The organism is Lagierella sp. ICN-221743 (assembly GCF_037890055.1).
Lineage (GTDB): Bacteria > Bacillota > Clostridia > Tissierellales > Peptoniphilaceae > Mediannikoviicoccus.
The window spans coordinates 1-12,907 of the sequence record NZ_JBBKBD010000012.1 but is presented as its reverse complement, the minus strand read 5'-3'; the positions used below and the strand labels follow the sequence as shown (position 1 = coordinate 12,907).

The following is a 12,907-nucleotide window of genomic DNA, read 5'->3' as shown; positions in this document are numbered from 1 at the left end:
AATGAAAAAATTTCTAAAGAAAAATTTTATGAATTTTGAAAATACCCTTTTGCGTTTCCCAGTTTCAACTTTTATGGGACTTGTAATCGGTGTACTTATGTGTTTAGTCGTGGACGACTATTCATTTTCTGATAAGCTAATTAGGTATGTAACAACTTGTTTGGTTGGACTATTTGTGTTTATATTTATCGAAATATTAAATGGCAAATTAAATAAAAAGCCGACTGAAATATCTGGAATGTTAAGTTATGTGCCAGGATTTGTTATAGTTTTTTTGACATATAGGCTTTTAGGAAGAACTTGGGATAATGAATTTTCTAAAAACTTTATTTACTTTTTTGGACTATGCTTTTTCTTTATCTCCCTTAGTTTAATTGCAGAAAAGTACAATAACCCAACAAACCACGAGTTTTATGTTTATAGGATTATAAGGTCTTTATTTATTTCAACACTGCTTTCCTTTATTGTTTGGCTTGGAGTGACTTTAATAATCTTTTCCATATTTATGTTATTTGGACTAAGGGGAATGGACGAATATATTTTAAAGGCCATGGCCCTAAGTCTTGGCACTTTAAACTTGTGGATGTTTTTAAATAATTTCCCTAGTGAAGCTGAAGAAGATTCATGGGAGGAACCGCAATTTGGACTTAAGATTTTAAATAATATTTTAATTCCAATTGAAATTATCTTTAGCCTTGTGCTTATTGCCTACTTTGTAAAGATTATTGCCCAAGGTGTGATGCCACTAAGAATCGTATGTTACTTGGCTTTGGTATATGGAATACTTGCCTTTTTCATAATATTTTTCAGTCCAGAAAGACGAAAAAATTCCAATGTGCTAATAAGATTTTATCTGCCTTGTAGTTCTCTTGTTTTCTTGGGACTAATGTACTACACCATGGGTCACAGAATATCAAACTTTGGCCTTACAGAAAATAGATATTATGTTATTCTAATTGGAATATACCTAACTTTATTTATGATTTACAATATTCTTTGCAATAGAAAAAGTAATGTGATTTCCATTGCTATGTTAGCTTTATTTATACTTGTATCAACCATTGGCCCAATAAATAGTTACAATATGAGTTTGAACAGTCAAGCTAAGCGTTTTGATAAAATTCTTGAACGAAATAATATTTCTTCTGATTCAGACATTTCTAAACTTAGTAGAGCAGAAAAAAATAATTTATCTTCCATTTTAAATTATTTTAAATATAGGGATGAACTTGGTCGTTTACAAGAAAACAAAAAGATCGATGTTACTAAGCTTCAAGGTGAAGCTTCCGAAGAAAATATTTACGAAAATTTGGAAATCTATCACTTTTCAAAACTTAATTCTATGGATATTTCAACTTATAACGAGATGGTGGAAATTTCAAGTAATAAAGTAAATGATTTTAAGGTGGAAGTTCAATGTGAGAAGGTAATTTTTAGTCTTAACGGCGAAGAAATAACTTATGATATTAATGAGCTTTCAGATGAAATAAAAAAATTAAACGAAGAAAAGCCATTTGAATTAGATTTTGAAAAAAATGAAAATATAAAAGTTTTTCTAACAGAGCTTAGTATTGAATATGATACTGCAACTAAAGACTATGGATTAGGATATTTTGAAGGCTATATCTTCAAATAATAATGGCACAATTCAGCGTTTTGTAGTAAACTTAATATGTATTTTGAATATTAGGGGGACATATGAAAATCGGTTTTGATAAAGATAAATATATTGAACTACAATCAAAAAATATCAGAAAGAGGATAGAACAGTTTGACAACAAACTCTATCTTGAATTTGGTGGAAAGCTCTTTGACGACTTCCACGCCTCAAGGGTATTACCTGGTTTTGAACCAGATATAAAGCTTAGACTCTTGATGGAACTGTCCCAAGAAATTGAGATAATCATAGCCATTAATGCTAAGGATATTGAGAAGAATAAGGTTAGAGGAGACCTTGGTATAACCTATGACATAGAGCTTCTACGTCTTATAGACTGCTTTGAAAAGTATGGATTATATGTAGGTTCCGTTGTTATAACTCAGTACACTGGGCAACCAGGAGCTGACCTATTTAAAGAAAGACTTACAAATCTTGGAATAGATGTGTACACCCACTATATAATAGAAGACTATCCATCGGATGTTATGAATATCGTTAGCGAAAAGGGATTTGGAAAAAACGAGTATATAAAGACAACTAAACCGTTAATTGTAGTAACTGCACCGGGACCTGGAAGTGGAAAGATGGCAACCTGTTTATCACAACTATACCACGATCAAAAAAGAGGTATTAGGGCGGGATACGCAAAGTTTGAAACCTTCCCTATATGGAATCTTTCACTTAAGCATCCAGTTAACTTGGCATATGAAGCGGCAACAGCAGACCTTAACGATATAAATATGATTGACCCTTATCATCTTGAACACTACGGCGAAACTGTGGTGTCATACAATAGAGACGTTGAAATATTTCCAGTTTTAAAAGCAATGTTCGAAATGATTTACGGTAGTTCTCCATACTATTCACCAACTGACATGGGTGTAAACATGGCTGGATTTTGTATATCAGATGACGAAGTTTGTAAAGACGCTTCTAAACAAGAGATTATTAGAAGATATTATGACGCTTTAAACGAATATGCAAAGGGAAGAATAAATCATTCCGTGGTGTATAGAACAGAACTTTTGATGAAGCAACTAAAACTCAGTCCAGAAGACAGGCCCGTTGTTACGGCAGCTATGAAAAGGGCCGACGAAACAGGCTTTGCAGCTGCGGCAATAGAACTTTCCGACGGACACATTATTACGGGAAAGACTTCCGACCTACTTGGACCGTCTGCAGCACTTATATTAAACGCCCTTAAGTACCTTGCGGGCATTGATGACCCAGTTCATCTTATATCACCGGAAGCAATTGAGCCTATTCAAAAATTAAAGACAGATTATCTTGGTAGCAAGAACCCAAGACTTCATATAGACGAAACATTAATTGCCCTTTCAATATCTGCGGCAAATGATGAAAAGGCGCAACTTGCACTGGATCAAATACCAAAACTAAAGAACGCTCAGGTTCATATATCTGCAATGCTTGGCTCCGTGGATAAAAAATTATTTAAAAAACTTGGCATTCAAGCAACTTGTGAATCGGTATTTGAAAATAAACCAATTTATATTTAGACAAAACCGTTTGGATATGGTATTCATATCTAAACGGTTTTTTATTATAAAAATTTTAATAAAAACATCTTCTAACGCTAAATGTTTTCTTCCATTTACACCCTCTCTATGTTAAACTTAAGTGTGAACAAGTATTAATTTTTCTTTCGTTTTGATTTTAACAATCAACAATGTTGATTAATATATGTACATTAAAAAAGGAGGATATTGATGGTAGATTTACTCGATTTTAAAATATTTGAAGGTATATCCGATGATACTGCCCAAGCAATTCAAGATATAAATCCTCAAATCTATTATTATGAAGCTAAAAATATTTCTGTTAGAAATGACGAATTCCTAAAATATATTTTACTCATCCGGAAGGGTTGCCTAAAGACCACGGAATATATGATTAATGGCAAAGAGATTGTTTCTTCCTACTATAGCGAAGGAGATGCTTTCCCATTTTACCTCCACTATGGCAAATATTCCAACTTTCCATATGATGTTTATGCAATAAAAAAATCTGAAGTATACTTTATGCCCTTTGAAGAACTTAAACCTATTATAGACAATAACCTGATTCTTATGAACAATGTGTTGACCTTTGTGTCAGAGTACCTTTGTTTTAATAAATTTGTTCTTCGTGCCACTCAGTACTATAAAATAAATCAGCGTTTGGCTTATTGGCTATTACATATGGACTTGGTAAATCCTTTAAAACTTCCAAAGACTCAAGAAATGTTAGCAGATCTTTTAAGAGTTAACAGATCTTGTTTAAATTCAGAGCTTAAATTTATGGAAAGTGAAGGGATAATAGAAGTCAAAGGAGTTAATGTAAAAGTGTTAAGGCCAGACTTACTGGAAGAATTAATATAAAAAGGAGATGCGATGCATCTCCTTTTTTTATTTTAATTGAGTTGTTTGTTTAAAATTGATTTATTTATTTTGCTGCCACTTCTTCTTTTGCTTCTTCAAGAGCTTCTTCTATTTTCTTTTCGTTATATCCATCAGGTATTCTCTTATTTCCATTTGTTATATATCCCATTACTGCATATACAAGTGCGGAAGCAAGTCCTCCAAGAATTGGAGCTTCTACCCAACCTGTATTTACACCTAATACTAATACTACGTTTGTAATAAGTCCTGCAAGCATTGAAACAAAACATGTCTTAGCATTAGCTTTTATGAAAATTTGTACAATTGTAGGTCCTAAGAACATTGCTATAAGACCACCTGTTCCTATATATGCTATTTGATTTAACATACCTTGTGGTGCAACGAATGTTAACCATAATGATACTAATGCTATTACAAGTACCATAAGTCTGTTAAATTTATCTCCCTTTGGATGCATTTTCTTTTTAATAGAAACGTACATGTCGTGGGAAAGTGCAGAAGCTTGCGTTTGTAGCACCGAACTTATTGTTGATAACATTGCGAATAGAATAAATAACGTTATCACACCACCTATAGCTGGGTGTACATATGTGTTTAGAAATACTGGCATTGCTGCATCTGGATTGTCAAGTCCAGGATTTTTATATCTCATATAAAGACCTACCATAGGAATAAAACTAAGAATTAGTCCCATAGGTGCCATATATAGAGCCATTTTATGAACTTTTAAATCTTCTTTCAATGACAAAAATCTTACTGACATATATGGAAGTGTTGTTGTAAATAACAAGGCATAGATAAATACTAAAAATACCTGGTATTTGCTACGTCCATAAGGTACTGATGTAGCAGGGTTTGTTATTTTAGGATCTATTTCACCTAATTTATCAACAAGCTCAAGTAATGAAATATCTTGCTTAATTACTATAACTACTATAATTGCTGAAACTAACATACCAACACACATGATGGTATCTGTTATAGCAACTGCCAGTAGTCCACCTTGCATAGTGAATATGATTACTACTAATAACAATATTGTTGCCGCTATGGCTTCAGATACTCCAAGCCATTTTGATGCAACAAGGCCGACAGCTCTGATTTGTCCAACTATATATACAGTTAAGAACATAAGTGTAGCAAATCCTGCTAACAAGTGTACTCTTCTTCGTTCTGCTTCTGTACCTCTATGTATCTTTGATAGATACTCTGGTACGGTAAGTCCACCCATAGATTCTGCATTTTTTCTCATGTAATTTGCAAACCAAAGTGTACCAAAGGTTATTGCAGGTGCAAAGAAAAAGTTTGCCAATAGCTCAATTGTTCCATAGGCATATGCAGTACCAGGAGAACCTATAAATCCCCAACCGCTATATCCTGTTGCCATTAATGTTCCAGCACCGATAAACGGTCCAATTTGTTTTGCTCCAAGAAGAAAACCTTCTCCCTCTACTTGGTCTTTTTCGATCTTTCTTCCTGACATGTATCCTACACCAATTAGGACACATGAAGCTACAATAAATATTATCCAATTAACCATAAATTACCTCTTTTTGCCTTTAGATTTGGTCTCTCTGTAGATAAACGTTATCGCAGGATAAACCAAAAGTATTATACTTCCTATTATAAAGCAGTTAACTGCCCATGAACTTGTCATAATTACCTCCTTGAAAGGTTTATTTTAATTTTTTTGTGTAAAATAAAGCTGTTACAAAAATTTGTAACAGCTTTGATTTCTACTATTGAATTACCATCTCTTGTCTGCGTAAGTGATAAGAGTAGGATCTTCAACTTGGTTAGGGAAGTAATCTTGACATTCTCCTTCACGGTAAACGTCAGCTGTAGCACAGTGTAAACCTCCACCAAATGGGTATGCATCTCTGAATGGTACAGGTATTACGTTCATACCTAATTTATCCATTTGTTCAAGTTGTGCTGTTTCAGAAGCTTCTACTATAACTGTTTTGTGGTCAAGTACTAGGCAGTTCATTGATAGCCATACACTTGAGTAACATAATTCAGGTGGTTCCTCGTGAGCTGGCATTGCTGCGTCTACGATTTCCCAATCGTTAGCTTCGAAGATAGCTCTTTGTTCCTTAGGTAATCTTCTGTGTGGGTTATTTATAATTAGACCAGGTCTTAATGGTACAAATGTAGCGTCAATGTGGATTGGGTATGGGTCTCCTGGGAAGTTTAGTGAGTGTACTCTGAAATCAGGATACATTCTTCTTAACCATTCCATAGCCTTCCAGTTAGTTGTTAAACCTTTTTGGATAAATAAATCTTTACCAAGTCTCATAACATCTGCTGCGTCAAATAGAATTTCGTGTTCTTTAGTAACCATTTCTAAGTTAGCAGTTCTTTCAAGTAAGATTTCTTCAGTAACTGGATGTCCATCTACATCGTCCCAATAGTGCATATCGTAACTTTCGTCACTTAATTGTGGTCTTGGTCCGTAGAACCATCTAAATTCTGGGTCTTTTTCAAAATATTCACGAAGGCTCTTATGATAGCAATAATGTTCAAAGAATCTTGATCTAAATGACATAGATGCACAGATTATATCGCTACCAATTGTAAGTAATACGTCTCTAGGTGGCATACATCCAAATTGAGAACCAGTCATAAAGAATGGAGTAACTACAGCTTGGTTGAATTGTAATGGTTCTGGTCTATCAACTGTAACGCCGTGGTCTTCTAATACTTTTACAAGGTTGTCAAGTTGTGCGTTTGCTTTTTCAACTGTGTCTAATGGTCTAGGTCCTGTCATACCTCTCATTGGACTGTCTAGTGGTACTTTAGCTTCAGAAGCTGGTTCTGAAGGTGAAATACAACAATTGTCTGCTCTACCTACTATGACTCTTTTTAGAGGGTCAAAGTCGTTCCATGAATTAACTATTTTCATTTTTGTTCCTCCTATTTTATATTTAATTGCAAAGCAATTATAATTATTTTAATGTTGCATACATTACTGCTTTTATAGTATGCATTCTGTTTTCAGCTTGATCCATAACTTTAGATTTAGCTGATTCAAAAACTTCGTCTGTAACTTCCATTTCTGGAATGTTGAATTTGTCGTTTACTTCTACTGCTGTTGTTGTTTCTAGGTTATGGAATGATGGTAAGCAGTGTAAGAAGATTGCGTCTTCGTCTGCGTTATCCATAACTTTTTTGTTAACTTGGTAAGCTTTAAGTTGTTTTATTCTTTGTTCCCAAATTTCAGCAGGTTCTCCCATTGATACCCAGATGTCTGTGTAAAGTACATGAGCGTCTTTAGTTGCTTTCATAACATCTGATTCAAATTCAATTGTACATTTATTTTCTTTTGCTATTTTCTTAGCTTCTTCAATTAGATGTTCTTCTGGTCTTAATTCATCTGGACAGCATCCTACGAAGTTTACTCCAAGTTTTGCTGCTGCTATCATTAGTGAGTTTGCTACGTTGTTTCTTGCGTCTCCTAGGTATACGAATTTAAGTCCTTTTAATTGTCCAAAGTTTTCTTTTACTGTTAAGAAGTCTGCTATCATTTGTGTTGGGTGGAACATGTCTGTAAGTCCGTTCCATACTGGCACTCCTGAGTATTTTGCAAGGTCTTCTACTAATTCTTGTGAGAATCCTCTGTATTCGATTCCATCATACATTCTTCCAAGAACTCTTGCTGTATCTTTGATACTTTCTTTATGTCCCATTTGAGAGCTACCTGGATCTAGGTAAGTTACTCCCATTCCTAGGTCGTATCCTGCTACTTCAAATGAACATCTTGTTCTTGTTGAAGTCTTTTCGAATAGAAGTACTATGTTCTTTCCTTCTAAGTACTTGTGTGGTGTTCCCGCACGTTTTAAGTCTTTGAAGTTTTCTGATAAACTCATTAGATATTCAATTTCTTCTGTTGTGTAATCTAATAATTTTAAAAAGCTTCTTCCTCTTAAGTTTACTCCCATTAAATACCTCCAATTATATTAAATATCTTCTCTTAAGAATGGCATACTCATACATCTTGGGCCGCCACGTCCTCGAGAAATTTCACTGTCTTTAATTTTTAGAACTTTAATTCCCTTTTCTTCAAGGATATCATTTGTAACTGTATTTCTTTCATATACTACAACGGTTCCTGGAGCAATACATAGTGTATTTGATCCATCATTCCATTGTTCTCTTTCAGAAACAAGTCTGTCTCCTCCACCACAAAGGATAAGTTCAATTTTTCTATCTAAGTATTTACTTAATATATGATCTAGGCTGTCATGCATCTCTACAGATTTTATTTCATCCTCTTTATTTCCCTTAGTTAATTCGAAAACTCTTAGAGTACTAAATATTCCAGGGTGAACTGTAAACTTATCGTAATCGATTTGAGTAAATACAGTGTCTAAGTGCATGAATGCTCTAATCTTAGGAATGTCTATTGCAAGAATAGTATCTATTTTACTTTCTGAATGGAAGAATATATTTTGTGCAAGCTTTTCAATTGCTTCTGCATCAGTTCTTTGAGAAATTCCTATAGCTAAAGTGTGTTCATTGATGATTAAGACATCTCCACCTTCAATTGAGAACTCTTCATGTCTGCTGTAAAGCTTATCTACATCTTTATATTCATCACCATAAGTAAATAGAATATCTCCAAAAATCGTTTCCCTTTGTCTTACTAAGTTTTTCATCCTATTGATGATAACTCCTGTGCCTACATTGGCAAAAGGATCTCTTGTAAAGTATAGGTTTGGCATTGGCATTAGTGCCATGTCAAAGTTATCACTGTTGCAAGCTTTAATGAAGTCTGATTCCTTTAAATCTAATTCCTTTAAACTTACTCCCGCCATAACCTTATCTACAAGCTCTTTAGAGTCTTTTATAGATTTTAAGTATTCTTTAATTGCATCAGCTCTTTTTGAGCTTTGAACATTTGCATCTTCAAGTAGCTGTTTTATGAATATTTCCCTTACTTCTGGCTTTTTATCCAATATTTCCGCTACTAAATTTTCTAGATAAACAACTTCTATATCTTCGTTTTTGAGAACGTTTGCGAAATTATCGTGTTCCTCTTGCGCTGTTTTCAAGAATGGTATGTCATCAAATAGCAAATCTCCTAAAGCGCTTGGAGTCATGTTAAGTAATTCGTTTCCAGGACGATGTAACATGACCTTTTTTAATTTACCTATCTCATTAGGTACATAAATACTGTGCAAGTTAACACCTCTTCTCCAATTTATTGAGTTATCTTACTCTTAATATGTTTTACATTTCCCTTTTGTTCAATTACATTTTACAACATAAATTTCTCTCTTAAAGTTGTATCTACAACATTTTTTATAAATTCTTCAATTTTTTTCTAGAAAACGATTATCTTTCTGATTTTAAAATTTTTCTTTTTCCCTAATTATCTTTGTATTTTCAATAAAAAAAGAGTACTGACTTTGCAAATTAATAGTCAATACTCTAAAAATATTTTTATTTTCTTATTACTGTTCCTGTTAATCCCTTTAGGCCTTCAGCAGCTTTTTCTAAAGATGTAATAAGTGATTCTCTACCTTCTTTAGAGCTTGCAAACATACTTGCTGCTTCTACCTTTGGAAGCATTGATCCTGGAGCGAACTCTCCTTGGTCAGAAAGCTTCTTAGCTTCTTCTACAGACATTTCAGAAAGCCATTCTTCGTTTTCTTTTCCAAAGTTTACAGCAACTTTTTCAACAGCTGTAAGTACAACTAGTTTGTCAGCTTCAAGTTGTTCCGCAAGAACTGAAGATGCAAAGTCCTTATCTATAACTGCGTCTATTCCTTCATATTCTTTTTCGCCCTTTAGTACAGGCACTCCGCCTCCACCACATGCAATAACAACTTCGCCTTCTTTAATTAGCTTTTTAATAGTTGATATTTCTACGATTTCTAATGGTTTTGGAGATGCTACTACTCTTCTGTATCCTCTACCAGAGTCTTCCACAACGTCCATTCCGTCTTTCTTACATGCTTCAGCTTCTTCTAAAGTCATGAATGGTCCAATAGGTTTTGTAGGATTTTCAAATGCCTTGTCATCTTTATCCACTACAACTTGAGTAATAACACAAGTTACAGATTTTTCAATTCCCCTTGCCTTAAGTTCTTCCCTTAATGCATTTTGTAAGTCAAATCCAATATAAGCTTGGCTCATAGCTACACATGTAAATAGTGGCATATGTTGAAAATCTGGATTGTTTTTCTTGTAGTCTGTAAATACATTATTAATCATTCCAACTTGTGGTCCATTTCCGTGGGTTACAACAACTTCGTTACCATCTGCAATTAAATCCACTATTGCCTTTGCAGTATTTTTTACTGCAATCTTTTGAGTTTCTAAATCATGTCCTAGAGCGTTTCCTCCAAGTGCTATTACAACTTTGTTTTTCATAAAATCCTCCTGAGTATCAATATGATAGTAATCTTTTAAAAATTATGAACAGGGAAACAAATATTATAAGTCTAACTCTTACAATAGCATGGAATAATCTTGGTGTTTAATTTTAAAATGTTTTCTTTTTAGTAATGTAAAGATAATACAAAAATTAATTTTGCCTTTGTACCATATTGGTAACTAAAGAAAACCTATTTTCATATTATCACAGTTGAATGTTTTTTTACAATACTTTTTAAAATATTTTCATAATTTATTTTTATTTTGCTGGTCGCTTATATAATTATTTTCATTTATGATACTAAAATAAAATTATCCAAATTATATGAGCAAAAACTCCTCCAGCAAGTCCTCCAATTGTATGGGATAGTATTGCGTGTCCCGTCATCTCCTTTGTATCAAGGGCGTCCATCATGGCAATATGAGTTGAAAGGTATCCGCTCCAGCACATACAAATGGATGTAAACACTGCAATATCATTTCCATTTATTACTCCCCTTGATGCCATGTCTGAAACCATACCAATGGCAGCGCCTGAACTTCCAAGGGCAGTTATAGGTATGGCAATAGCTTCGGGAGTGCTAAATCCAAATAATGGAGTAAGAACAAAACTTAACTTTTCACCAATAACTGGAAGTAAACCAATGCCTTGGTTTGCAGATCCATTGTATGCTCCGGCTTCGCCAACTCCATTAGTTAGCATAATTACAAATGTACAAATAAGCACAACCCCTGGAATTATTGCAACTCCCATGTCAACTCCAACCTTGCCTCCATCGAGTAGGGCTTGAATAAATCTCGAACCAATGGACCCTTCCCTAACTCTTCTTTGGTTTTTAGGAATTGGCTCAACATTTTTACATATTACATACTCCTCAGTACCATAAAACTTTTTAGTCTTTATCATCATTATCCTAACAGATACAATAGAACCAAAAACCGCACCAAAAAATCCTACCACAGCGCCATGAATGGCATTTGGAATAGAAAGCCCCATCATAGTTGTAACTATAATAAGCCCCATTCCAAAAGCCGTGCCGAGATTCGTAAGGGCAGGCATTTGATACTTCTTAAAATACTTTCTAAAGTTGTCGTCATAAGCAAGAGTAAGTATGGCAGGGTTATCAGACATAAAGCAGTTTAACATTCCAAGGGAGCTTGCCCCAGGAAGATCATAAACCGGTTTCATAATCACAGAAAGCCCTTTGTTTATAAGAGCAATTACACCAAACTCCGAAAAAATCGCCGCCATGCCTCCAGCTAATACCGATACCGCCATAAGATAGAAACACACATTCATAAGTAAATCAAAACCTGTATTCATCATGGTCTTAATCATGTTGGTTCCTCCCATGATTCTACCTATGTATATGAATATCCCAAAAAAGATTATTATAAATATTGGAGCTTCAAATCCAATTTCATTTTTGTAAATTTTTTTATTATCCATTTTTCACCTCAGCAAATCTATTTAATCATCTATATGAATAGAATAAATCATGTTCTATTTTTTTATTATACCATGGAATAAAAATAAATATTAAATAAAAAAGCCACTGTTTCCAGTGACTTCAAATTACTATTTTACATACTTCGGTCCAATATATCCCGTTTTTCCATTATATTCAATTTTTAGCCATCCCTTTTCAATATGGCCAGACACTTCTGCACCAGCTGGAACTGTTCCTATAACATCATAGTCATATCCTGGACCTGATCTAAAGTTTAAATCTTGAGTAAGCGTACCACTTATAGTCTCCTCTTCTTCAGTTTCCTTTTCTTCTGTCTCTTCCGTAGCTTCTGAATTTTCAGTTTCTTCTGATGGAGAAGTTTGCTTAGTGGTAGAGTTTTCACTTTCTTCAGCTATTGTTTCAGTTTGACCAATCCTATCTAGGTTATCAAGTTTTTTATTTATTCTTCTATTATTAGCAAGTGTCCATGCTGCAAGAATAACCGTAGCTATAACTAAAAGAGATGTTAGAAAAACTAAAAATGGAGTATAGTTTGATTTCTTCTTTTGCTTTTGAGGTCTATTATTTACATATCTATCATTTCTATTTTCTTGATATGAATTTGACCTTTCAAACTCATCTCTTTCATTATATGGATCTTGTCCATTTAAAAAATATTGTTCTTCACGAAACCTTCTATTTATTTCTGCGTAATCTATCTTGTCAGTATTTTCTATGTTTAAATCTTTATTATCTTTATCATTGTTCATAAAATCCCCACCTTATCATCTATATTATACTCTAAAACTAAAATTTAGGAAAATTTATTATGTATCACTTAATTTTGAGGTATTTTACTTTACTATAGTATATAAAAAAAGACTCTACAATGTAGAGTCTGACGGGCGAATACCTACTCTCCCATGGGCTCTCCCCCATAGTACCATCGGCGCTAGAAGACTTAACTTCTGTGTTCGAGATGGGAACAGGTGTATCCCTTCCGCTATCTTCGCCCA

At 33.9% G+C, this 12,907-nt stretch carries 10 protein-coding genes and 1 rRNA gene; 3 read left to right on the top strand and 8 right to left on the bottom strand.

Features of this window, described 5'->3' with window-relative positions; translation table 11 throughout:
* The first annotated feature begins 1 nt into the window (after position 1).
* The 3 genes from WKS98_RS06470 to WKS98_RS06460 all read left to right on the top strand — a co-directional run bounded on the left by WKS98_RS06470 (position 2) and on the right by WKS98_RS06460 (position 4,038).
* Positions 2–1,636, top strand: coding sequence for a DUF4153 domain-containing protein (locus WKS98_RS06470; RefSeq protein WP_498917914.1), 1,635 nt, complete (start codon positions 2–4; stop codon positions 1,634–1,636).
* A gap of 62 nt (positions 1,637–1,698) precedes the next feature.
* Positions 1,699–3,177 (top strand): DUF1846 domain-containing protein, encoded by a 1,479-nt coding sequence (locus tag WKS98_RS06465; protein ID WP_498917912.1) that lies wholly within the window; start codon positions 1,699–1,701, stop codon positions 3,175–3,177.
* A gap of 210 nt (positions 3,178–3,387) precedes the next feature.
* On the top strand, positions 3,388–4,038 hold the full coding sequence (locus WKS98_RS06460; protein WP_498917910.1) for a Crp/Fnr family transcriptional regulator: 651 nt from the start codon (positions 3,388–3,390) through the stop codon (positions 4,036–4,038).
* A gap of 64 nt (positions 4,039–4,102) precedes the next feature.
* Here WKS98_RS06460 and WKS98_RS06455 read toward each other — a convergent pair whose 3' ends face one another.
* The 8 genes from WKS98_RS06455 to rrf all read right to left on the bottom strand — a co-directional run bounded on the left by WKS98_RS06455 (position 4,103) and on the right by rrf (position 12,907).
* A complete protein-coding gene (locus tag WKS98_RS06455; protein ID WP_498917909.1) occupies positions 4,103–5,599 on the bottom strand; it encodes a sodium:solute symporter family protein in 1,497 nt (498 codons plus the stop codon).
* A gap of 207 nt (positions 5,600–5,806) precedes the next feature.
* Positions 5,807–6,964 (bottom strand): hypothetical protein, encoded by a 1,158-nt coding sequence (locus WKS98_RS06450; protein ID WP_498917907.1) that lies wholly within the window; start codon positions 6,962–6,964, stop codon positions 5,807–5,809.
* A gap of 43 nt (positions 6,965–7,007) precedes the next feature.
* Positions 7,008–8,000 carry an ornithine carbamoyltransferase gene (argF, locus tag WKS98_RS06445; protein ID WP_498917905.1) on the bottom strand — a complete coding sequence of 331 codons (993 nt, stop codon included), beginning with the start codon at positions 7,998–8,000 and terminating at the stop codon, positions 7,008–7,010.
* A gap of 18 nt (positions 8,001–8,018) precedes the next feature.
* Positions 8,019–9,242, bottom strand: a complete 1,224-nt coding sequence (arcA, locus tag WKS98_RS06440; RefSeq protein WP_498917903.1) for an arginine deiminase — start codon at positions 9,240–9,242, stop codon at positions 8,019–8,021.
* 262 nt (positions 9,243–9,504) lie between these two features.
* The gene (arcC, locus tag WKS98_RS06435; RefSeq protein WP_498917901.1) at positions 9,505–10,437 is read right to left on the bottom strand and encodes a carbamate kinase; all 933 of its coding nucleotides are present in this window, start codon (positions 10,435–10,437) and stop codon (positions 9,505–9,507) included.
* A 304-nt stretch (positions 10,438–10,741) separates the two neighbouring features.
* A complete protein-coding gene (locus WKS98_RS06430) occupies positions 10,742–11,890 on the bottom strand; it encodes a CD0519/CD1768 family membrane protein (RefSeq protein WP_498917899.1) in 1,149 nt (382 codons plus the stop codon).
* 129 nt (positions 11,891–12,019) lie between these two features.
* Positions 12,020–12,661, bottom strand: a complete 642-nt coding sequence (locus WKS98_RS06425) for an SH3 domain-containing protein (RefSeq protein ID WP_498917897.1) — start codon at positions 12,659–12,661, stop codon at positions 12,020–12,022.
* Between the two features lie 130 nt (positions 12,662–12,791).
* Positions 12,792–12,907, bottom strand: a 5S ribosomal RNA gene (rrf, locus tag WKS98_RS06420).